The sequence below is a fragment of the Microbulbifer hydrolyticus genome (assembly GCF_009931115.1).
Classification (GTDB): domain Bacteria; phylum Pseudomonadota; class Gammaproteobacteria; order Pseudomonadales; family Cellvibrionaceae; genus Microbulbifer; species Microbulbifer hydrolyticus.
Window position 1 is genome coordinate 3393017 of the sequence record NZ_CP047491.1, and the last position, 21795, is coordinate 3414811.

At 57.3% G+C, this 21795-nt stretch carries 20 protein-coding genes and 1 pseudogene; 9 read left to right on the plus strand and 12 right to left on the minus strand.

Annotated features, from left to right (window positions below; all coding sequences use genetic code 11):
• The 5 genes from GTQ55_RS14440 to GTQ55_RS14460 all read right to left on the minus strand — a co-directional run bounded on the left by GTQ55_RS14440 (nt 1) and on the right by GTQ55_RS14460 (nt 5614).
• Nucleotides 1-639 carry a vWA domain-containing protein gene (locus GTQ55_RS14440; RefSeq protein WP_161859376.1) on the minus strand — a complete coding sequence of 213 codons (639 nt, stop codon included), beginning with the start codon at nt 637-639 and terminating at the stop codon, nt 1-3.
• The gene (locus tag GTQ55_RS14445; RefSeq protein WP_183946663.1) at nt 636-2135 is read right to left on the minus strand and encodes a hypothetical protein; all 1500 of its coding nucleotides are present in this window, start codon (nt 2133-2135) and stop codon (nt 636-638) included. The genes GTQ55_RS14440 and GTQ55_RS14445 overlap by 4 nt, the downstream gene beginning before the upstream one ends.
• A 260-nt stretch (nt 2136-2395) precedes the next feature.
• Nucleotides 2396-3520 (minus strand): ABC transporter permease, encoded by a 1125-nt coding sequence (locus tag GTQ55_RS14450; protein ID WP_161859377.1) that lies wholly within the window; start codon nt 3518-3520, stop codon nt 2396-2398.
• Nucleotides 3517-4479 carry an ABC transporter ATP-binding protein gene (locus GTQ55_RS14455; protein ID WP_202620627.1) on the minus strand — a complete coding sequence of 321 codons (963 nt, stop codon included), beginning with the start codon at nt 4477-4479 and terminating at the stop codon, nt 3517-3519. Before GTQ55_RS14455 ends, GTQ55_RS14450 begins: the two co-directional genes overlap by 4 nt.
• Nucleotides 4466-5614: an HlyD family secretion protein gene (locus GTQ55_RS14460; RefSeq protein ID WP_237567693.1), complete on the minus strand. Its 1149-nt coding sequence runs from the start codon at nt 5612-5614 to the stop codon at nt 4466-4468. Before GTQ55_RS14460 ends, GTQ55_RS14455 begins: the two co-directional genes overlap by 14 nt.
• 449 nt (nt 5615-6063) lie before the next feature.
• Between GTQ55_RS14460 and GTQ55_RS14465 the strand changes: the two genes are divergently transcribed.
• The 8 genes from GTQ55_RS14465 to GTQ55_RS14500 all read left to right on the plus strand — a co-directional run bounded on the left by GTQ55_RS14465 (nt 6064) and on the right by GTQ55_RS14500 (nt 12362).
• The gene (locus GTQ55_RS14465; protein WP_161859379.1) at nt 6064-6657 is read left to right on the plus strand and encodes a helix-turn-helix transcriptional regulator; all 594 of its coding nucleotides are present in this window, start codon (nt 6064-6066) and stop codon (nt 6655-6657) included.
• On the plus strand, nt 6654-7100 hold the full coding sequence (locus GTQ55_RS14470) for a curli production assembly/transport protein CsgE (protein WP_161859380.1): 447 nt from the start codon (nt 6654-6656) through the stop codon (nt 7098-7100). Before GTQ55_RS14465 ends, GTQ55_RS14470 begins: the two co-directional genes overlap by 4 nt.
• Nucleotides 7100-7519, plus strand: a complete 420-nt coding sequence (locus GTQ55_RS14475) for a curli assembly protein CsgF (protein WP_161859381.1) — start codon at nt 7100-7102, stop codon at nt 7517-7519. The genes GTQ55_RS14470 and GTQ55_RS14475 overlap by 1 nt, the downstream gene beginning before the upstream one ends.
• Before the next feature lie 189 nt (nt 7520-7708).
• A complete protein-coding gene (locus GTQ55_RS14480) occupies nt 7709-8506 on the plus strand; it encodes a CsgG/HfaB family protein (protein ID WP_161859382.1) in 798 nt (265 codons plus the stop codon).
• 47 nt (nt 8507-8553) lie between these two features.
• Nucleotides 8554-9108, plus strand: a complete 555-nt coding sequence (locus GTQ55_RS14485; protein WP_161859383.1) for a hypothetical protein — start codon at nt 8554-8556, stop codon at nt 9106-9108.
• Between the two features lie 28 nt (nt 9109-9136).
• Nucleotides 9137-10054 carry a hypothetical protein gene (locus tag GTQ55_RS14490; RefSeq protein ID WP_237567694.1) on the plus strand — a complete coding sequence of 306 codons (918 nt, stop codon included), beginning with the start codon at nt 9137-9139 and terminating at the stop codon, nt 10052-10054.
• 440 nt (nt 10055-10494) lie between these two features.
• Nucleotides 10495-11370, plus strand: coding sequence for a hypothetical protein (locus GTQ55_RS14495; RefSeq protein ID WP_161859385.1), 876 nt, complete (start codon nt 10495-10497; stop codon nt 11368-11370).
• 116 nt (nt 11371-11486) lie between these two features.
• The gene (locus GTQ55_RS14500; RefSeq protein ID WP_161859386.1) at nt 11487-12362 is read left to right on the plus strand and encodes a hypothetical protein; all 876 of its coding nucleotides are present in this window, start codon (nt 11487-11489) and stop codon (nt 12360-12362) included.
• A gap of 71 nt (nt 12363-12433) precedes the next feature.
• Here GTQ55_RS14500 and greA read toward each other — a convergent pair whose 3' ends face one another.
• From greA to dapB, 7 genes and pseudogenes are all read right to left on the minus strand, one after another.
• Entirely contained in the window at nt 12434-12910 is a 477-nt protein-coding gene (gene greA, locus GTQ55_RS14505; RefSeq protein WP_161859387.1) for a transcription elongation factor GreA, read from the minus strand.
• A 145-nt stretch (nt 12911-13055) separates the two neighbouring features.
• Entirely contained in the window at nt 13056-16286 is a 3231-nt protein-coding gene (gene carB, locus GTQ55_RS14510; protein ID WP_161859388.1) for a carbamoyl-phosphate synthase large subunit, read from the minus strand.
• Between the two features lie 68 nt (nt 16287-16354).
• Nucleotides 16355-17503: a glutamine-hydrolyzing carbamoyl-phosphate synthase small subunit gene (gene carA / locus GTQ55_RS14515; RefSeq protein ID WP_161860189.1), complete on the minus strand. Its 1149-nt coding sequence runs from the start codon at nt 17501-17503 to the stop codon at nt 16355-16357.
• A gap of 604 nt (nt 17504-18107) precedes the next feature.
• Entirely contained in the window at nt 18108-18746 is a 639-nt protein-coding gene (locus GTQ55_RS14520; protein ID WP_237567695.1) for a YfiR family protein, read from the minus strand.
• Nucleotides 18747-18905: 159 nt separating this feature from the next.
• Nucleotides 18906-19835, minus strand: coding sequence for a 30S ribosomal protein S6--L-glutamate ligase (gene rimK / locus GTQ55_RS14525; protein WP_237567932.1), 930 nt, complete (start codon nt 19833-19835; stop codon nt 18906-18908).
• A gap of 132 nt (nt 19836-19967) precedes the next feature.
• Nucleotides 19968-20321: pseudogene (locus GTQ55_RS17990) on the minus strand (ATP-dependent zinc protease family protein); the annotation flags it as partial.
• A 27-nt stretch (nt 20322-20348) separates the two neighbouring features.
• The gene (gene dapB / locus GTQ55_RS14530; RefSeq protein ID WP_161859390.1) at nt 20349-21158 is read right to left on the minus strand and encodes a 4-hydroxy-tetrahydrodipicolinate reductase; all 810 of its coding nucleotides are present in this window, start codon (nt 21156-21158) and stop codon (nt 20349-20351) included.
• A gap of 183 nt (nt 21159-21341) precedes the next feature.
• Here dapB and GTQ55_RS14535 point away from each other — a divergent pair, with 183 nt between their 5' ends.
• Nucleotides 21342-21785 (plus strand): hypothetical protein, encoded by a 444-nt coding sequence (locus GTQ55_RS14535; protein WP_161859391.1) that lies wholly within the window; start codon nt 21342-21344, stop codon nt 21783-21785.
• The last annotated feature ends 10 nt before the right edge of the window (nt 21786-21795 follow it).

Consider the following 21795-nt stretch of genomic DNA (forward strand, 5'->3'; position numbering starts at 1 on the left):
TCACGGCAGGATTTTTTCCAGCCGTTCCAGGTCGTTGACCACGCGCCAGCTACCCCCGCCCTGCTCAACTTTTTCCTGCCATTGCTGCAGCCGGCCCAGGTATTCACTGGGGTCCACATTGTCGCTGTTGAGCTTGGTTACATTCAGTGCAACCAGATCAAACCCATTCAATTCCAGCGGCAGGTCGCGATTGTAGCCCTGTTTTATCTCTTCCTTGAGGTCCGAGAAAATCAGGATGGTTTTTCGCCCCGGCTTCTTTTCATTGAGGAATTCCACCGCCTGCAGCAGGCCGCCGGTGATGTCCGTGTAGGCCGCCGGTTGTGCGCCCGCAACAAAGGCATCGATACTCTGCTGGAATGCCTGCTTCTGCCGATTGGCGACGCTGGGCCGGTCGTCGAAGGTGACTTTGGCCTGAATATTTTTCTCGCTGAAGCTGCCGGTGTTGATGCTGGCCACGGCAAACGTATCCCCGGGATTCAGTCTGGCCAGGGTGAAATTGATCACCTGCTGCGCCTTGCCGAGTTCCTCGGTGTAGGTGCCCGAGGTGTCGATCAACATATAGACACCCTGGTTACGCGCCACCGGCTCTCCACACCCGGAAAGGATCAGTAACATGCACAGTGCTATCGCTTTTTTCATGTTGTCTGCCCCTCCAGAGTGGAAGCGGTTTTTGAAGATGCTTTTGAAGTCCGCTTAGGTGCCGTTTTTGCAGACGCTTTCGAAGCCGACGGAGAAGCCTGCTCGGCCGATTTCTCGGCGATCTGCTGGCGCCAGCCAATAAAGCGTGCCTCCAGCCAGAGCGGAAGGAAGATGAGGATATCGTAGGCCCGTACCAGCAGGGTTCCGCACCGCAGGAGACCAGTGCCGGTGAGACGCAATACGACCGACAGCAAGCGCAGGGTAAACGCGCTAACAATTCCGATGACGGTGCGTGTGGAGGCGATAAAGTTTTCCAGCGGTATGGCGACGAACGTCAGTGCAAACGGCAGAATGAACCCCATCCCCATCTGTGCGGCAGTGGTAATCCAGTAAACGCCGCCGTCCACCGTCGCTACTTCGGCACCGCGCAGCTGTGCGCTCACCGCCAGGTCTTCCTGCATCAGCACCTCGCGCATAAAGGCCAGCCCGGCCTCCACGGTGGCAAGGAAAAACAGCAGCACCAGGGCCGCCCACATCATCTGTGTTCGGAGCTTGTCACTGAGCGCGCTGATCACCGGGAAAAGGCGCGTGATCCGCAGGCACTCCATCACAAACAGCCCCATGGTGATCTCCACCAGGATAATCACCAGGGCGGATATATCGGCGACCTTGAAATTACCAATATAACTGGTCCCTCCCACCATCTCGGTCATTGGCCGCGCAATCAGGTGGAAGTTGATCAGCGCACCGCCAACGGCGATGGCGAGCACGAAGGCGGAAATAAAAAACTGACTCAGCGAGGAAGACGACAGCATGCGCTGGGCGCGGTCGCTGCCTTGCAGGATTTCCTCGTACCGCTCCATGTGACCATCCACCACCCTGGCGCGCTGCTGTACGGTAGTAACGGTTTTATTCACCTTGCCCAGGCTTTTCAGGATAGAGCGCCACGCCGGCATCATGCGCTTGAGCAGCTGGTGGCGTTCGCGGGCGGATTCCCGATAGGCCTCGAGTGCCTTGCCCTCTGCCTTGCGCATGGACCCGTGAATGGTTTCCAGCACATCGCCAACCACCGGGTCCTGCTTGGCCGGGATCTCGGCCACCGCCTTGATGGCCTTGGCCCAGTTGGTGGGCTCCGGCGGTACTTCGGCGCTGCGTACGTAGTCCTCATCGATGGCGGTGAGCTGCTCGCACAGTTTGCGATGTAGTGCCGGGTACTGGGCCAGCTCCTTTTTCATCGCCGCTTCGATACGGTCAAATTCACGCTCGACATGTCGCTCGGTGGCTTCGCGCCCCGCCGCGAGCAGTACTTCCCGGTTGCGTAATTGCAGGCGCCCTTCCGCGGCGGCCACCGCGTTGGCACCGAGGCGCAGGGACTGATGAAAAAAACGCGCCAGGGCAAGGATTCCCTGGTGAACAGGCTTGCGCGCCAAAAACAGCGCAACCAGTGCGATAACAAACCACAACCACGGTGGCAGGCTCTGGAAGATTCCGGTCATGGTACAGCTTCCTCCCTTGCTGACAGGCAGCAACAGTTAACGTACGTACAGACCCGACCTCAGTCTTGTAGTGGGCTGGTGGCACCTAATGCCACCAGAAATAGAGAAGTTCCTCCACATCCTACCAAGGCTGGGCGGCGGTTTCCTTTATAGAGTCACAAATACGGTGAGAATCGGCACGCCAGTGTGGTGAAAGTGTCTGGCAGGGAGGGGGGTGCGCAGGGAAAGTGGGCTGGACGTTGATATAGGCGCCAACCGGATCAATCCAGCCGTTTGCGAAACCGTAGAATGGCGAGTGTCATCATCAGCAGGATAAACCCGATCAGTGCCACAAGGTCCGGCCACAGCTCAAGAATTCCCGCGCCGCGCAACATCACGCCGCGAATCAGGCGTATAAAGTGCGTCAGCGGCAGCAGCTCCGCCAGCCATTGGGCCGCATGTGGCATTCCGTCGAAGGGAAACATAAACCCGGACAGCAGGATAGACGGTAGGAACACGAAGAAGGTCATCTGCATCGCCTGGAACTGGGACTGGGCGCGCGTGGAGATCAACAGCCCCATGGCCAGGTTGGCGAGAATCAGCAGTAGCGCGGCAATATACACATCCAGCAGGCTCCCCCGGATCGGCACCTGAAACAGAAACTTGCCGAGTAACAGGATCAGGCTGGTCTGGATCAGGCCGATCATGCCGTACGGCAGTATTTTGCCAATCATCAGCTCGGCACTGCTCACCGGCGTGGCGATCAGCAATTCCATATTGCCCCGCTCCCGCTCGCGTACGATGGCCACCGAGGTAAACATCACCATGGTCATGGTGAGAATGATACCGATGAGCCCCGGCACGATATTGATCGCCGATATTCGCTGGGGGTTGTAGAAGCTCACGATGCTTACCGGGCGCTGTGGCAAGGGTATTGAGGACTGCCTGTCCGGCAAGCGGGTGTTGTTTTCCGGTGGCGGCTCGCCCACCGGTACCTGGGCTAGCTGCGCTGCTGCACTCTGCACAACGGTATCGCTGCCATCCACCAGGATCTGGATGGCCTCCTGCCCGCGCGCGAGGCGACGCTCGTAGTCGTAGGGAATCGCAATACCCACGCTGATCTCGCCGCGACGCAGCAGCTCCATCAATTGCTCGGGCGTCTCTGCATCGGCAACCGGCTCGATCACACCAGTGGCCAGCATGTCCATCACTTGCCGGCGGGAAGCACTGGTGTTGGACTGGTCGGCGATTGCCGCCGGCAGGTTGCGCAGGTTGAGGTTGATCGCATAACCGAACAACACCAGCTGCATGATGGGGATACCGATAATCATCGCCAGGGTCATCCTGTCCCTGCGCAGTTGCCGGAACTCCTTGACCAATACCGCGAACAGTCGACGCCAATTCAAGGCCCGGATTCCTTTGCCAACGCATCACTCCGGGCCTGCTGGTGGGTAACGGCGACAAATACATCTTCCAGACTCGGCGTTACCGGCCCTACCCGCGCATCCAGCCCCTCCCGCGCCAGCACCTCCTCGATCTGGTGCTGATCAACCCTTTCCCCATCAATCAGCACACGCAGGCTGTTGCCAATCTGCGCCGCACTGATCACCCCCGGTATTGGCAACAAGGCACGCTTCGCCTGCCGTTGCCGGTCTGTCTCCACCAGCAGGGTGCTGCCATCCAGGTCGCCGGTGAGCTCGGCGGGGCTGCCATCCGCGACAAGCCGGCCACGATCGAGAATGGCGAGCCGGTGGCAGCGCTCGGCCTCGTCCATGTAATGGGTCGATACGAGAATCGTGGTACCCGCGTCAGTAAGTTCAAATAGCTTCTCCCAGAAGTCCCGCCGCGACTCCGGGTCAACCGCACTGGTGGGCTCGTCGAGAAACAGGAGCTCCGGCTTGTGGATGATGGCGCCCGCCAGGGCCAGGCGCTGTTTCTGGCCACCACTCATGGTCCCGGCGAGTTGATTCGCGCGCCCTTCAAAGTGGTATTCGGTTAACAGCTCATCGACGCGGGAACGCGCCTTTTTCGCGGGCATATTCTGCACTGCGGCGAGAAACTCCAGGTTTTCGCGCACGGTAAGATCGGTAAACAGGGAGAATTGCTGGGTCATGTAGCCGATATGCTGGCGCAATACCTCGGCCTGTTGGGGGATGGCCAGGCCCAGGACTTCGATTTCACCCGCGGTTGGCGTAAGCAGGCCGCACAGCATCCGGATACTGGTGGACTTGCCGGAGCCATTCGGGCCGAGAAACCCATACACCTGACGACGGTGCACCGTAAGGTCCAGATCATCGACGGCCTTCAGGCTGCCGAAGTGTTTACTCAGCCCCCGCGCCCTGATCGCGGTGTCACTTTCCGCCATCGTAGGGCCCATATTCGTCGGCGTGCTGATCCGAATCAGAGTGTGTTCCGCGGCCGGCCGGCTGTTGCGGCGGATCCCGGTCGCCCGGGTCGCGCAAGGGTTGAGGCCCGGAGTCTGGACTTCTTCCGGCAGTGGCGACACCGGCATTCAAAAATGTCGCCTTGAGCGGCACCCCCGCCGGCAAGTGCGCAGCATCCTCGCCCAGCTGTATTTCCGCGATATAACTGAGGCGAGTGACGTCGTCCCCGGTGAGGGCATAGTACGGTGTGAAGCTGGGTTCATTACGCACCATGCGGACCTTTCCCGAAAAGGGGCCAACTCGACCAGCTGGCGCACCGCCCTCTCCCCTGCGCTTGCCCAGCCCCTCAAGATGAATCTGCGCGCCCCCGCCGACCTGTACATCCAGTCGCACTCGCTGGGGAACATATACGCGGGCGTAAGGCGTTTCTCCGGTCAACATGATGACGAGAGAACCACCCACCGGCGCTTCGTCGCCCAACTTGAAAGGAATACTGTCGACAACGCCGGGCTGCGGCGCGCGCACCGTGAGTTTTTCCAGCAGCACACGCTGCGCCTGTGCCTGTGCGCGCGCCTCCGCCAGTGCCGCCTGCCCCTGCTCGATATCTTCCACACGCGTGCCGCGCTCCAGCTCCAGCAACTGCTCCTGCGCCACACGCACCTGGGCCTGGGCACTCTCTGCCGAAGCCTGGGCGGCATCAATATCCGACCTGGATGCGTAATTCTTTTTGCCCAGCTCCTGCAGCCGCCGGTAATCTGCGAGCCGGTCCCGGGCCTCGGCTTGTGCCGCTTCGACCTCCGCCCTGGCGCGCGCGATCTCTTCTACCCTGGGGCCGTCGTTCAATTCGTCCAGCGCCGCGGCCTGACGTGCCGCTGCCGCTTCAGCGGAACGCAAGCGTGCACGGGTTTGTTGGGGATCCAACTGCAGCAACACCTGGCCCTGCGCGACACGCTGCCCCTCACGCACGCGAATTTCGACGATTTTCTCCGCCACTGGCGCAGGCAGCGCTATGCGATCCCATTCCAGAGTTCCGAGTGCCACATCTTTCGGCTCGCTGCAGGAGGCGCCGAAAAACAGGACCAACAGGGCAAAGCCATACCAAAAGGATGACCCCAAAAGCGTTCGCATCAAAGATTTCTTCTCAAACCTCCACACAGAGCTCAACAAAGAATCCTACCTTGTCGCGACCATCAGCGAAAAGCCGTTTTACAGCAGCGTAAAAATCCCCCCAGGATTGCACGGTAAAAAACATTCCCAAAAATTATAAAAAAATTAACCCGCGAACAAAGCCTTCTTAAAAGAAGCATTTTTAAGAAAAAAAATTATGTAACGAGTGTCACCTTATTAAGCAGTTCCACCGGGATTCCCGTCTACACTCCATACAAATTTCTCAAGGAATGAGATTTTCCACGTATTCGGGACGGCACAGACTCCTAAAATCGGGAAGAAAAAAATTTTCGGACCAAGAAGTAACAATAGGAGTATTCACAGGGGCTTGAATCCGCCTATTTCTGGAACGCTGGTCTCACCTTGAGCACGCCATTGATTAATTACTGGGGTCATCTATGCCGTTTCTCTTTTTGAGCGATTCCGGCCTTCACGGGGACTTGCTGTTCTCTCTCATTTCAGAGCAACTCCCACTCAACTGGGAAAAATCAGAATTTGGAAAGCAGAAGCACTGCCTCAACACCTACGACGCGATTGTCGTTAATTGCTTTGTGCTTACGTCTAAATCCACACCGTGCGCAGAATTCAACTATATAAGAAACATCAACCACCCGAAAGTCCTACTGATAAATGTTCCCTGCGATTTATCCACCCATATCTCCGGACCACTGGAAGAACGGAAATTCGCATTCCTTTGCGACAGCAATACCGGACAACAGGAATTAATCCACCGGCTCGAGTCAGGACTACGAAGCTCTCGACCACAGGAAGATCCGGGCTACCGCACAAGACTACTACTGACCAAGCGTGAACAGGAAATTCTTGCCCAGCTCACGACCGGGGAGCCGAACAGTATTATCGCCTCGCGCTTGCACCTGAGTGAGCACACCGTAAAAAACCACATGTATAACATTTTTCGGAAAATAGGTGTGAAGAACCGCCTGCAGGCTAGCAATTGGGCAAAACTGCATTTAGAGGTTGAGAGGACATGAAGAGCCTCCTCTGGGTGGTTCTCCTTCTGGGATTAAGCACCCCTCTGGTCACCAGATCGGACGATATCGCGCCACTGGAAGAAGCTCCGGAAAAGCCCAGTAGCGGTCGCATTGAAGATGAAATTAGCGGGTTCAACGTGGATCAAACCATAACCCGAACCGGGCACGATTTCGCACGCTACATGAGTGAGTACCGAAATCTGAATTATCCGGATAGCGAGTACAACCTCACCATCAGGGAGCGCCCCTCGGCCCGCTGGGGAAACCTCATCTGGATTACGTATAACAACGACACCGTCTTTCGGCGCTTTGTCAGCCCCAGCACCAACAACATCAAGGCGCTGGCGGAAGAAGCGGCAACAATGATTCACGAAATGGTGCTGCAGGAAAAAATCCGTCAGGCGTTCACCGATCACTATGACCTAGGCAAGGATGAATTCTAATGAAGAGCAAAATAGCGACCGCCATAACACTGGGTTCTTGCGTGGTCCTCGTCGGTACCAGCGCATTCGCCACAGAGCTCGTGTATGAGCCTCGAAACCCTAACTTCGGTGGCAATCCCCTGAACGGCAACTACCTGATTTCCAATGCCCAATCCCAGGATGATCACAAAGACCCGGATCGCCCCGAAGACCTGTATAAGCAGCCGAGTGCGCTCGACCGGTTTACCGATTCCCTGGAAACCCGACTGCTCAACCAGCTGTTGACCGACGTGGGCAACGGCAATAGCGGCGAACTGATAACCGACGATTTTATTGTCCAGATTGTGGATAACGATGGCGTACTCACGGTACTGGTCACCGATCGCGCTACCGGCGATACAAGTGAAATTGTCGTCAGTGGCCTCAACCCGACCAACTAATACTCACAGGCAAATCAGGCAGACGTACAACGAGGTTTGACTATCAACACCAAGTCCCCATAGAAGCATCCCGGACTGACTCGTTCATCCTGAATAATCGCGAATAAAACTGGAGAAAGCGTGATGTTTAAAAGAGGTTCCATAATCGCTACCGCCTTGGCTTTTTTAGTGACGTCGAGTGGCTGCACCATGGTCAAGAACACCGGCGACGCCCTGTTCGGCCCCGGGCTTGAGGAAGCCAAGCTGACTCCGCGGAATGACACCTATCGCGACTTGCTAAACCTCCCCCAGCCCAAGGGAAAAATCCTTGCTGCGGTATACAACTTCCGCGACCAAACCGGTCAGTACAAGCCCGCACCCGCCAGTAGCTTTTCCACCGCGGTGACCCAGGGCGCCGCGTCCATGCTGATGAATGTACTGAACGAGTCAGGGTGGTTTATTCCGCTGGAGCGGGAGGGCCTGCAAAACCTGCTCACCGAGCGGAAAATCATCCGTGCAGCACTGGCCAAGCCCGATGCACCTGAAAACAACCTGATGCTCCCCTCACTGGTTGCCGCCAATATCCTGCTCGAAGGTGGAATTGTGGCCTATGACACGAATATACGCACCGGTGGCGCTGGCGCCCGCTACTTCGGCATTGGCGCCGATGAGCAGTACCGGGTAGACCAGATCACGGTGAATCTGCGCGCGGTGGACATTCGCTCCGGCCGGGTACTCCACTCCGTATTGACCTCGAAAACCGTCTATTCAAAGGCCATCAGTGCAGACGTATTCCGCTACGTGAAATTCAAGCGACTGCTGGAAATTGAACTGGGAACCACCACTAATGAACCCGCCCAGTTGGCACTGCTTTCCGCGATGGAATCGGCTGTCATTCATTTGATTGGCCAGGGCATCGTCAATAATTCCTGGGCGCTGCAGAACCCGGATGAGATCAACAATCCGGTGCTGCAGTACTACCTGAATGAAAGCATCGCCATTCTGTAATCAATAAAGGGAAATAATTCCCGACTTACGCGAGAGTCAGAGTTTCCATGCCAACAAAAGCTTGCCGCGCCCAAAGAACCTGCGCACTGATCTCACTGATTTACGCATGCACTGCGTTCGCGCATCTTGCTCATTCCGCTGAGGTGAATGAAATCTCTGAACTGGAAGCGAGCAGCGAGCTGGAATTGTTCGGCGCCTATTCCATCGCTAACCTCGCCATCATCAATCAGGAAGGCAATTTCAACCATATTTCCGCAGAGCAATCCGGCACCATCAACTTTCTCTCGGCTCAACAGATAGGCTTCAAGAATCTTCTCTTGATTACGCAGGCGGGCGAAGCGAACAGCGTCATCGCGCAGCAGCTTGGAGACAGCAACATTGCCGCGCTACTGCAGGCCGGATACGAGAACATGATTCTGCTTGAGCAGACAGGATTCGGGCACAAGGCGGGCATTACTCAATACGGCGTGCGGAACTCCGCCACGGTGGAGCAGATTGGGCTGTCAAACCAGGTAACAATCAACCAGCGCGGCAACGGACTTCACACTTCGGTCACCCAGTCCGGGGTTTCCATGAATACCACCATCAATCAGTACGACTGATGGCCGGGCAAGATTCTGAGCAATAGACATGCGCGTATCCAGGTTTCTGAATTCAAAACTGCCTTTCCGCTTTTGCGCAGCACTGATGGTTTCTTTTGCCGCCAGTGAAAGCTCGTCAGAGGAAAACACCGCTTACCAGTATCAGGATGGCCTCGCGAACCTGGCAATATCCGAGCAGGCGGCACCCGACTCCCGCAAGAATATGTTTGAACAGGAACAACAAGGGGTCGGTAACATCGCGGAGGGTACCCAGAAGGGAGAAACCAGTAGCCGAATTTCTCAAGTTCAGGACGGCACCTATAACACTATCCGCTCCCAGCAGCAGTTCGGATCTGCCAATACCATCCAGAACCTGCAGGTGGGCGCAGAGAATACCGCCAACACCTTGCAGTCCGTGTCTTACGACAATGCGGTAACTGCTCGCCAGAGCGGCTTCGGCAACCTTTCCGACGTGAAGCAATTAAACAGTAACTACAACAAAGTACAGGTCACACAAGTCGGTATTTTTAATCAGGCCGACATCTCCCAAAGCACCAGTTTTTACGACCGGGCTTTCGTCGAACAGCGTGGCAATGACAATGAAACCAATGTGGACCAGAGGGGCTTTGTGCTGTTTTCAGCGATTACGCAGCAAGGGGCCTTCAACATGGTCAGCGCGCGACAGAGCGGCACCCAACAGGAGGTAGACATCCTGCAAACCGGGTTTGCCAATCAGACCAATCTGATGCAGGTTGATAACAACAATAATATTAGCGCCACCCAAAGTGGCTCCTTCAACCAACTGGGCGTCATGCAAAGTGGTGCTTTTGGGCTGGGCGGTAGCCACCAGTCGGTGATCAGCCAAGTCGGTAATTTCAACGCCACTGCCATCTTGCAGACAGGCACGTCATCCACTGCGGTCGTCACCCAATTCGGCAATGGCAATTCCGTCTCGCTGACCCACTGATTGCCACATCTCTCCGGGCGTCACTCCCTTTCCTCACGCACTGCACTTTTCCCCAAAAGGGAAAATGTGCGCCATTTTTCGCAATTTCAGTTATGAAACCCAGCGAACGGGAATAAAAACTGATTAAAAATTGTACTTTCTTCCTAGGGTTTCATGACTTCCGTCCTATAGCGCCCCACCCTCTCACCTACAACACTCTATACATCAAGGTTACTTTTCACCCAACCTGATTAAATATCAACCAACTTAAAGCTGTGCTCAGCGAACTCGATTGTCACTGGAAATCGATGAATACAGAGAGTATCGGGAGGCCGTAAGCGCTTGAACAGTCAGCCGCAAACACGACCTACCCCACACGAATATGGCGCTGCCTTCAGCACCATAATTAATCAGCACCCCCGGGGCTGGTTGTATTAACGTCCGAAGTAAAGGAGCAACTCATGAAGACGTTTTCCCCCATCGCCGCAGCAGTCCTACTGGCCGTGAGCGGAGCAGCTTTTGCGGGTGGTAACACCGCAAACCAAACTCAGGTCGGTATTGTCAACGATGCCGACGCAGTCCAGACCGGCCCGGCCACCTGGTTCAACACTATTAACCAAACCCAGTTTGGCTTGTTCAACGACGCCTATGCAGAGCAGGACGTACAGCTGCTCAGCACCATCACACAAACCCAACTCGGTGCCTTCAACGACGCTAACGCATTGCAGCAGGTTGGCGCCTTCAACAGCAGCACCAGTCTGCAGATCGGTATTGGTAACGATGCCTTTACCTTACAGCAGGCAGCCCTGCTGAACAGCGCTTCAATCTTCCAGGCAGGCGCCTTCAACGCGTCAGGCATCGTGCAGCTACTGGCTGTCGGTAACTCCGCCAGTTCTACTCAGGTAGGTGCAGGCAACCTTCAGGGCACACTGCAGGTTGCCAGCTTCGGCTCGAATGCAGACACCACCCAACTGGGATTGTTCAACGTCGCAGGCACCGTACAGACTGGCATCGCACAGGATTCTGACATCCTGCAAGTCGGTGTTGCGAACGTTGCAGGCGTACTGCAGGGTGGCCTGGGCAACTCGTCCAGTGTTAACCAGTTTGGCGCTTTGAACCTGGCCGGAGTGTCTCAAGCTGGCGCATTTAACAGCCAAACCACTACCCAGATTGGGCTCCTTAACGGTGCAGGTACCGCGCAACTCGGTATTGGCCACGACTCTACAACCACTCAGGTTGGCCTGCTGAACGGGCACCTGACCACTCAGGTTGGCCTGTTTGAAAATGCCACTGCTCTGCAGGTCGGTATTGGCAACACCGGCAGCATCATGCAGTAAGCCGGAAGCCTGTCTTTCAAGCTACCGGGGCGGCCGCAAGGCCGCCCATCTTTTAGTGAAGACAAGGCAGCCTCTCCCGCAATCTCCCTTTGAGGTAAGCAGTAAAGGAGATTCTAGTGAAATCCGTAATTCCTCTCACGGCAGCGGTACTTCTCGCCACAAGCGGGATGGCCATCGCTGATGAAAACACCGCGATTCTTAACCAGAATGGCGTAGCCAACAATGCGGTAGCGGACCAGGATGACGCCGGAGCAATCGGCAATACCATTCTGCAAAACCAGACCGGCTTTTTGAATGAAGCCTATGCAGAACAGGTGTCGGTATCCCAAAGCACCATCATGCAAGTGCAGGAAGGCGCATTTAACAATGCCTATTCCCTGCAGTCCGGCGGCACGGACCACACTGCGATCATTCAGCAGGGTGGCGCAGGAAACAGCGCAAATACCTTCCAGTTTGGTGGCAGCGCAAATACGGCGATAATTCAGCAACAGGGCTTCAGCAATGAAGGCACTGTTTTACAAATCGCCGGCTCCGGTAACACCGCAATGATTCAACAGACAGGCACATTGCTCAACGCCTTTATCGGCCAATATGGGAGCCTGGATTCTGATGCGTACATTATTCAAAGTGGGGTCGATAACGAAGCCGAAATCGCCCAGGTCGGCGTCGGTCATATCGCGACCATTACCCAGAGTGGCCTGCTGAATTATGCCGCCGCCAATCAGGCGGGCTTCTACAACAACGTAGACATAATGCAGGATGGTATTGGCAACCGGGCTTTGGTTTTCCAGGCCGGATGGTATCACTCTGCCGTTTTGGATCAGATTGGCCAATTCAACAGTGCCGTAATCAATCAGCTGGGACTCGGGCATTCCGCTATCGTGAGTCAGTCTGGCCTTCTCAACGACGCCTATATTAGTCAGACGGGCATTGCCGAAACGGCAATCATCAATCAGGTGGGCATCGGCAATACTGCCACGGTGTTACAGTAATCTTTTAGACATCTGCAAATAAAATAAGGCGGCCAATGGCCGCCTTATTCTTTAAGAGAGGATCGCAAAGGTCAGATATGCTCTACCGCATCGATTTCATATTCGATGGTACCGGACGGCGTTTGCACCACTACCACATCACCGACCTCTTTACCGATGAGCGCACGGGCAATAGGTGAGTTCACGGAGATCTTTTGTTTCTTCACATCCGCCTCATCGTCACCCACGATCTTGTAGGTCACTTCAGAGTCGTCTTCCGTACGAATGATGGTAACGGTAGTGCCGAAAATTACCTTGTCCATGGGCTCGATGCTTTTGACATCAATAACCTGCGCCATAGACAGCTTGGCTTCGATTTCCTGAATCCGGCCCTCTATGAAGCCCTGCTTTTCGCGCGCCGCATGGTATTCGGCATTTTCTTTCAGGTCGCCGTGTTCACGGGCTTCAGCGATGGCTTGAACGACAGACGGGCGCTGGACTTTCTTCAGGTCGTCCAGTTCTGCTCGCAGGGCTTCTGCGCCTTCAACAGTCATAGGTACTCGGTTCACAGGAACCTCCAGAATCTCGGTTTTCCACGACGGTTCACGGCCAGTCGCGATGGTTATTTAGAGTATTTCTTTAACAAAAAAGCTCCGCCACACGGCGGAGCTTTCAGAATTGGCAGCCCCCGGGGCCACCGTTATAAACGCTCGATCAGTTTTGCAGACGCACTACACGCTGATGTAACTCCTGCAGGCTGCGAACCTTGTGTGGCTCGGCAATCTGCATGGCCATTGCCATGGCGCGGGCCGCAGCCAGGGTCGTGGTGTAGCAAACCTGGTGGTTCTCGGCGCTGCGACGGATGTCCGCAGAATCGCGAATGGCCTGACGCCCCTCAGTGGTGTTTACCACCAGCGCAATTTCGTCGTTTTTGATCATATCGACGATGTGCGGGCGGCCTTCGCTCATCTTGTTTACCGTTGTAACGGTAATGTCCGCTTCTTGCAAGACCTTGGCGGTACCGCGGGTAGCCACCAGGTCAAAGCCGAGGCCGGACAACTCGCGGGCCACATCCACTACGCCGGGCTTGTCCACATCGCGTACGGAGATGAATACCTTGCCGGATTCCGGAAGCGCATCGCCCGCACCGATAAGCCCCTTGTCGAAGGCCTCGGCGAAACTTTCGCCTACCCCCATCACTTCGCCAGTGGACTTCATTTCCGGGCCGAGGATCGGGTCTACTTTCGGGAACTTGTTGAACGGGAACACCGACTCTTTGACGGAGTAGTAATCCGGCACGATCTCGGTCGTGAAGCCCTGCTCTTTCAGGCTGGTACCGGCCTGACAGCGCGCGGCAATTTTTGCCAGGGAGGTGCCGATGCACTTGGACACGAACGGCACGGTACGGGATGCGCGCGGGTTCACCTCGATCACGTAGATCTCGCCGTCCTGGTAGGCCAGCTGGGTGTTCATCAGACCAACCACGCCCAGTTCGCGCGCCATGGCCTTGACCTGCTCGCGCATCTTGTCCTGCACATCGGCAGGCAGACTGTACGGCGGCAGCGAGCACGCAGAGTCACCGGAGTGCACACCACACTGCTCGATGTGCTGCATGATGGCACCGATCACGACATCCTGACCGTCGGACACGGCATCGATGTCCACTTCGATCGCGGAGTGCAGGAAGTGATCCAGCAGAACCGGCGCCTCGTCAGAGACTTCCACCGCTTCCTTCATGTACGTCTTGAGTTCGTCTTCCTTGTAGACGATCTCCATGGCGCGGCCACCCAGAACGTAGGACGGGCGAACCACCAGCGGGTAACCCACCTCTTTCGCCTTCTGGATGGCTTCGTACTCGGAGCGCACAATGGCGTTCTGCGGCTGCTTGAGGCTCAGGCGCATGATCATCTGCTGGAAGCGCTCGCGGTCTTCCGCGCGGTCGATCTGTTCCGGGGTGGTACCGATAATCGGCACCCCTTCGTTGGCCAGGAAGCGCGCCAGGTTCAGTGGCGTCTGGCCGCCGAACTGGACGATCACGCCCACCGGCTTTTCCTTGCGCACGATTTCCAGTACATCTTCCAGGGTTACCGGCTCAAAGTAGAGACGGTCGGAGGTGTCGTAATCGGTGGAAACCGTCTCCGGGTTACAGTTGACCATGATGGTCTCGTAACCGTCTTCGCGCATGGCGAGTGCCGCGTGTACGCAGCAGTAATCAAACTCGATGCCCTGGCCGATCCGGTTGGGGCCACCACCGAGCACCATGATTTTTTTGTTGTCGGTCGGCTCCGCTTCACACTCCTCATCATAGGTGGAGTACATGTAGGCGGTGCTGGTTGCGAACTCCGCAGCACAGGTGTCCACCCGCTTGTAAGAGGGGAACACACCCATTTTGTGGCGGAACTCGCGCACAGTCTTCTGGCTCACGCCCAACAGGTCGGCAAGTCGCTTGTCGGAGAAACCCTTGCGCTTAAGGAAGCGCATGGTCTTCGCGTCCAGAGCAGAAGTTGGCATGGACTTCAGCGGCTCTTCGATGTCCACCAGCTCCTTGATCTGCACCAGGAACCAGGGATCGATACCGGAGAGCTCGTAAACCTCGTCGATGCTCATACCCATACGGAAAGCGTCACCGACATACCAGATACGCTCGGCACCCGGCACCGAGAGTTCGCGGCGCAGGTTTTCCATCGAGCCGACATCGGCCGGGTCGAGCTTCGGCTCAAACCCGAAAGAGCCCACTTCCAGACCGCGCAGGGCTTTCTGCAGGGATTCCTGGAAGTTGCGGCCGATGGCCATGACTTCACCCACGGATTTCATCTGGGTGGTCAGGCGCGCGTCCGCCTCACCGAACTTCTCAAAGGTGAAGCGCGGGATCTTGGTAACGACGTAATCGATAGACGGCTCGAAGGACGCCGGGGTAGCACCGCCGGTGATGTCGTTCTGAAGTTCGTCCAGGGTGTACCCCACCGCCAGCTTGGCCGCCACCTTGGCGATCGGGAAGCCGGTGGCCTTGGAGGCCAGTGCGGAGGAGCGGGACACCCGCGGGTTCATCTCGATCACCACCATGCGGCCGGTTTTCGGATCCATACCGAACTGTACGTTGGAACCGCCAGTTTCCACACCGATCTCACGCAATACCGCAATGGATGCGTTGCGCATCAGCTGGTATTCCTTGTCGGTCAGGGTCTGCGCCGGCGCCACGGTGATGGAGTCACCGGTGTGTACGCCCATCGGGTCGAAGTTCTCGATGGCACACACGATGATGCAGTTGTCATTCTTATCGCGAACCACCTCCATCTCGTACTCTTTCCAGCCGAGCAGGGACTCGTCGATCAGCAGTTCGTTGGTGGGAGACAGATCGAGGCCGCGTTTGCAGATCTCCTCGAACTCCGGCCAGTTGTAGGCGACACCGCCACCGGAACCACCCATGGTGAAGGACGGGCGGATGATCACCGGGAAACCGAACTCTTCCGGCACCTTCTTCGCCTCGTCCATGGTGTGGACGATCTTCGCGCGCGGGGTCTCCAGGCCGATGGACTTCATCGCCTTGTCGAACAGGTCGCGGTCTTCCGCTTTCTCGATGGCGTTCTTGTCGGCACCGATCAGCTCACAGCCGAACTTCTCCAGCACACCATTTTTATCCAGGGCCAGCGCACAGTTCAGCGCAGTCTGGCCACCCATGGTGGGCAGGATGGCGTCGGGACGCTCCTTCTCAATGATCTTGGCAACCGTCTTCCACTCTACCGGCTCGATATAGGTCGCGTCCGCCATGGACGGGTCCGTCATGATGGTGGCCGGGTTGGAGTTCACCAGGATCACCCGGAACCCCTCTTCGCGCAGGGCCTTACAGGCCTGGGCACCGGAGTAGTCAAATTCACAGGCCTGACCGATGACGATGGGGCCTGCGCCGATGATCAGAATGCTTTTAATGTCTGTGCGTTTTGGCATCTTTCTTCCGTATCTAGCCGGCCTTGGCCGGTGGATAAAATTCTGGTCTTCGTTTCAGGAGGCTTTGCTTAGCGGCGCGCTTCCATCATCTCGATAAACTGGTCGAACAGTGGCGCCACATCGTGTGGGCCCGGGCTCGCTTCCGGGTGGCCCTGGAAGCTGAAGGCCGGCTTGTCCTTCAGGCGGATACCCTGGAGCGTGCCGTCGAACAGGGATTTGTGGGTAACTTCCACATTCTCTGGCAGTGAGTCGACATCCACCGCAAAACCGTGGTTCTGCGCGGTGATCATCACCTTGGAGCTGTTCAGGTCCTGCACCGGGTGGTTACCGCCGTGATGCCCGAACTTCATCTTCGCGCTCTTGCCGCCTACGGCGAGACCGAGCAGCTGGTGCCCCAGGCAGATGCCGTAGGTGGGCAGCCCGGTGTCGAGAATTTCTTTGATGGCCTTGATGGCGTAATCGCAGGGCTCGGGATCGCCGGGGCCGTTGGACAGGAAAACGCCGTCCGGATTCATTGCCAGCACTTCGGAAGCAGGCGTTTCCGCAGGCACCACAGTGATGTTGCAGCCGCGATCCACCAGCATACGCAGAATATTGCGTTTCACACCGAAGTCGTAAGCGACCACTTTGTATGGCTGTGCCGCCGGCGCCGGCTTGTGGCCCTGTCCGAGTTCCCAGGTGCCTTCGTTAAAGTCGTACTTCTCTTTGGTGGAGACGACCTTGGCCAGATCCATGCCCTTGAGGCCGGCAAACGCTTTTGCCTTGGCCAGCGCGGCCTCCTCGTCGATCTTGTCGTTAGGAGAGCCTCCGGCGACAATGCAGCCACTCTGCGCGCCCTTATCCCGCAGAATACGGGTCAGGCGGCGGGTGTCGATATCGCCGATGCCGACAATATTGCGCTCCTTGAGATAGTCTTCCAGCGACTGTTCGCTGCGAAAGCTACTCGCCAGCAGCGGTAGGTCGCGGATCACCAGGCCGGCGGACCAGATCTCGGCACACTCCTCATCTTCCGAGTTGGTGCCGGTATTGCCGATATGCGGGTAAGTCAGGGTAACGATCTGGCGGGCGTAGGAGGGATCCGTCAGGATTTCCTGATAACCCGTCATGGAGGTATTGAAGACTACCTCGCCGACAGTTGTGCCTTCGGCGCCAATTGCACGGCCGCGAAAGACACTGCCATCGGCAAGCACCAACAGGGCCGGGGTGGTGCTGGGCATCAGGGATTCCGGTTTGGGAACAGTGTTGTTCAATTCAATCTCCAGTCGTCAGGACAGCTTCCGGGCGGGGTGAGAGGGCGCGCTTTTTGCGAGCACGACCAGTGCAGTTTCAGGTGCAACTTTTTACCAGAAGCCTTTTATAAAAAAGCGAGATGAAACGGCTGCTTCATCTCGCTTTTTTATAAAGTTATTCACGGTTGGCTCACTGAGGCTTTCACCTGGGCTCTCACTGTGTGGCCGGCAGCCAATATTGGGGGCTGTACGGGCGGAACATCCCGCCATCTCCGGCGCTTATTCAAGGCTTGGAAGCCACGGGCCCTGCGACCTGATCCTGTGGAAATTGAAACCTCCAACAGACCTTCAGAGGGTGCGGGCGACTACGGTGGGACCTTTCCAAGCCGGGCGCAGATTCTACGGGAAACTGACGCCGATCGCCAGTATAAATTTACGCCATCTCTCCCGCAGGCGCGGCAATTCATGAATAGGTATTGGGGCGGATAACGCAGGCCTGTGACACGACCGACAACGGAGGGGAAAACGGCGATTGCTGGCCGCCCTGCGCTCTGGAAAGGAAGCCGACGGAACCGGTTTGCGCACTCGTCGCCTAGTTTACCTGCCGACTCAGCCGAAACAGGCTGCTTCCCACTTTCAACTCGGCCCGGTCCAGACGGGTCTTGTTCAGCTGCAGGGCCATATTGGCGCCACTGCCGGCAAACTCAACCATCCCCCCGAGAAGCGCAAAACGGTTTATATCGCTGACCGTCAGCACCGGGAAGAACTCCAGCGCCCCCACGGCGGCCGCCATTTGTTCGGCGCCCATATCCCCCATCACCATGATCTGGCAACGGCGCGCGCGCAACATTTCACCATCGTTTACCCGCTCCAGCTCCACCATCCGCCCCTGTATCCGGTGCCGGTGAAACCGGGCAGTCAGTGGCGCCACCAGCTCATCGCTCCCCATCAGGCAAATCCGGAAGGGGGCACCGGTGCCACTGAACACCTCGATCGGCCATTGCACGTGGTGCGCGAAATGAACGATGTAGTCCACCATCACCTTGCGCCCGAGATCGCTATCCGAAAGGTGGCCGCTGGCCTCAGCGCGCGCGGGGGCCACCGCCAAAAACAGCAGAGGCAGCAACAGGGCGCAGAGGAGAGATTGTGTGTGACGCCGGCTGCCCGAGCCAGCGTTACGCGGCAGGACATGAATTTCGGCGGAATAGGAGCAGGAATCTGACTTCGACATCGTTAAGGGTCACCGGCGCGCTGGAATACCGCCCGCGTCGAGAGCCGACCTCAGGCTGAGATCCCACGGGACTAACCCAAGGTTAGTACCGGGCCCTGCCACCCACCAACGGAGAGCGGCAGCGGCGCGCCAGAATATGTGGGTCAGGTCCCCGTATGTTCAGTCGGAGACCTCGGGGGGCAGGGAATCGCCCGTCGCTATTGCCGGGCGCCACTTCAGCGCCTTTTCAATCGCCATGATCATGGAGCCAGCCACATCTTTGCGGGTAGCGCTCTCGATTCCCTCCAGCCCCGGAGACGAGTTCACCTCCAGCAGCAATGGCCCTTTCTTCGAGCGAATGATATCCACGCCCGCCACTTTCAGGCCAAGCACCTTCGCCGCCTTGATCGCCAGTTTGCGCTCTTCCGGAAGCACCTTGACGATGGATGCAGTGCCACCCTGATGGATGTTGGCGCGGAACTCACCCGGCGCTGCCTCACGCTGGATCGCGGCAAACACCTTGCCGTCCACTACGAACAGGCGCAAATCCTTGCCCTGGGCCTCGCGGATGAACTCCTGCACCAGCAGGTTCACTTTCAGCGACTTGAAGGCATTGATCACCGATTCCGCCGCCTTGCGGGTTTCCGCCAGCACCACCCCGCGTCCCTGGGTTCCCTCCAGCAGTTTCACAATTAGCGGGGCGCCGCCGACCATATCGATCAGCTCGTTGGTGTCCATCGGCGAGTTGGCGAAACCGGAGATCGGTATATTCAGCCCGCCCTCCTGTAGCAACTGCAGGGAATAGAGCTTGTCCCGCGACTGACTGATCGCCTGAGAGCCATTCAGGGCATACACCCCCATACTCTCAAAGTGGCGCGTGAGCGCACACCCATAGAAGGTCTGGCTGGGGCGGATACGCGGAATCACCGCATCCAGGTTGTTGAGAATACGGCCGTCCCGGTAGTGCACCTCCGGCTCCGCGGAATCCAGCTTCATATAGCACTGACGGATGTTCAGAAATGTCATGCGATGCCCGCGCTCGGCGCCGGCCTCCATGATCCGCTGGTTGCTGTACAGGTCCGGATTGGATGCCAGCACGCCAATACGCAGTCCCGTGCCCGCCATATGATGCTCGTCGTGGTAGTACTCCTCCAGCTGGCTGGGAGGAATTTCACCGAGACAGAAGCTTTCGGAGGGATCCACCAGCATGCGTCCCATCATCGCCTCGCGTCCCAGCAGCATTCGGTAGCCCATGGAATCGCGATTGGTCAGGGTGAGTTCGATATCCCACACGCTGCCGCCAATGCTGATGCTGGTCTTGATCACCAGACGCTTTTCCGAATCACCGGAAGAGCTGCGCACCGTGCGCTTGTCGAGCACACGCGCTTCACAGCGCACCCGCGGACGGCGCAGGTTCTGCAGCGGGTGTGCCTCAAAGCTCACCCAGGCCTCACCGCCGCGATTGAATGGCTGAATATTGTATGCGTGCAGGCAGGACGTCTTGGCCCCGGAATCCACCCGCGCCTTGATCGCGGGAATACCAAGCCCCGGAAAAGCGCACCACTCTTCGCTACCAACGATGATTTTCTTGTCCAAGCAAAAGCTCCTGAAAGATTGGCCGTGTTATTTCAACGCCAGAACGTCGCGCATATCGTATTGCCCCGCTGCGCGACCATTTAACCAGACCGCTGCGCGCACTGCGCCGCGGGCGAATGCCAGCCGACTGCTGGCCTTGTGGGTAATCTCGATGCGTTCGCCGTCAGCGAGGAACGAAACCGTATGCTCGCCAACCACGTCACCACCGCGCACGGTAGCGAAACCGATGGTTTCCCGCTCCCGGGCGCCAGTCTGCCCTTCGCGGCCATAGACCGCCACCTTTGCAAGATCCCGGCCGAGTGTATCGGCAATAACCTCACCCATACTGAGCGCAGTGCCCGAGGGCGCGTCTACCTTGTGGCGGTGATGGGCCTCGACAATTTCGATATCCACATCATCCCCCAGAACCCGGGCAGCGGTTTCCAGTAAGTTAAAGCACAGATTCACACCGGTGGAGAAATTGGTGGCGAAACACAGCGGGGTTTTGTCACCGGCACTGAGCATCTGCGCCTTTTGATCTGCATCGAACCCGGTGGTTCCAATCACGATAGCCTTGCCATGCTCGGCGCAGAAAGCCGCATTTTCAAGCGTCGCCAGGGGAGAGGTAAAGTCGATCAGCACATCAAAGTCTGCCTGCGCCAGGCTGTCCACAATAGAAAGCCCGTTGCGCCCGATGCCGGCCACTTCACCGGCATCGGCCCCGACCAGACTGGAGCCCGGACGTACGATGGCGGCAGACAGCTTTGCCGCACCGTCTTTTTCAGCCTGCTTCAGCGCTTCCGCCAGCACCCGGCCCATACGACCGCCAAATCCCGTGATTGCTATATTTACTGCCATGATTCCTCTCCTTACGGCCGGGCTTGAAAGGCGCGGATTCTACCCCGGTTTCGGTAACGGGCAATACTGACATCCCGACGACCCTCGGCCTCCAACATAACAGACCTGTGACTACCGGGTACGCCTTGCGGCGCCGAAATCCTCTACTACGCTTTGGGTAACCCGTAGATTGGAGCGCCAAGCATGCCCCCGGAATCCCGCGACCCATTCTGGTCTTCCCTTTCTGCCGCCCTCTTTGCCCTGCTGCTGTTCACTGTGGTGTCGACCGGCAAGGCCGTGGACACCTCCGGCCTCGGAGATGATTTCTGGGAAAAGTACGATGACATCACCGACTGGGTATCCCTGCGCCTGAAACTGACGCCGGAACAGGAAGACCAGGCGCTACCGCTAATCGAGAACAACTTTGAGCAGCAGCTATCGCTCCTCAGGGAGTATGGTTTCGCGCGCGGCAAAATGCCGAAGCTTACCCGGGAACAGAAGGAAGAGCTCGATGCGAAGATCATTGGCGTGCGCGCCGCCACGCGAGCAGAAATGGTCAAGATCTTGAGTGCAGAACAACTGGAAGAGCTGAAAAAAATCCAGCAGGAGTACCACGACGAATTCCGTCGCAGGTTGGCCAAAAATTGAAGCGCAGAGA

Coding starts and splice junctions, on each gene's coding strand:
- GTQ55_RS14535 (WP_161859391.1), top strand. CDS start 21,342: ATGCCCCCGGAATCCCGCGACCCATTCTGGTCTTCCCTTTCTGCCGCC.
- GTQ55_RS14485 (WP_161859383.1), top strand. CDS start 8,554: ATGCCAACAAAAGCTTGCCGCGCCCAAAGAACCTGCGCACTGATCTCA.
- carB (WP_161859388.1), bottom strand. CDS start 16,286: ATGCCAAAACGCACAGACATTAAAAGCATTCTGATCATCGGCGCAGGC.
- carA (WP_161860189.1), bottom strand. CDS start 17,503: ATGCCCAGCACCACCCCGGCCCTGTTGGTGCTTGCCGATGGCAGTGTC.
- GTQ55_RS14475 (WP_161859381.1), top strand. CDS start 7,100: ATGAAGAGCAAAATAGCGACCGCCATAACACTGGGTTCTTGCGTGGTC.
- GTQ55_RS14495 (WP_161859385.1), top strand. CDS start 10,495: ATGAAGACGTTTTCCCCCATCGCCGCAGCAGTCCTACTGGCCGTGAGC.
- GTQ55_RS14470 (WP_161859380.1), top strand. CDS start 6,654: ATGAAGAGCCTCCTCTGGGTGGTTCTCCTTCTGGGATTAAGCACCCCT.
- GTQ55_RS14480 (WP_161859382.1), top strand. CDS start 7,709: ATGGTCAAGAACACCGGCGACGCCCTGTTCGGCCCCGGGCTTGAGGAA.
- GTQ55_RS14490 (WP_237567694.1), top strand. CDS start 9,137: ATGCGCGTATCCAGGTTTCTGAATTCAAAACTGCCTTTCCGCTTTTGC.
- dapB (WP_161859390.1), bottom strand. CDS start 21,158: ATGGCAGTAAATATAGCAATCACGGGATTTGGCGGTCGTATGGGCCGG.
- GTQ55_RS14440 (WP_161859376.1), bottom strand. CDS start 639: ATGAAAAAAGCGATAGCACTGTGCATGTTACTGATCCTTTCCGGGTGT.
- GTQ55_RS14455 (WP_202620627.1), bottom strand. CDS start 4,479: ATGGCGGAAAGTGACACCGCGATCAGGGCGCGGGGGCTGAGTAAACAC.
- GTQ55_RS14445 (WP_183946663.1), bottom strand. CDS start 2,135: ATGACCGGAATCTTCCAGAGCCTGCCACCGTGGTTGTGGTTTGTTATC.
- GTQ55_RS14520 (WP_237567695.1), bottom strand. CDS start 18,746: ATGTCGAAGTCAGATTCCTGCTCCTATTCCGCCGAAATTCATGTCCTG.
- GTQ55_RS14465 (WP_161859379.1), top strand. CDS start 6,064: ATGCCGTTTCTCTTTTTGAGCGATTCCGGCCTTCACGGGGACTTGCTG.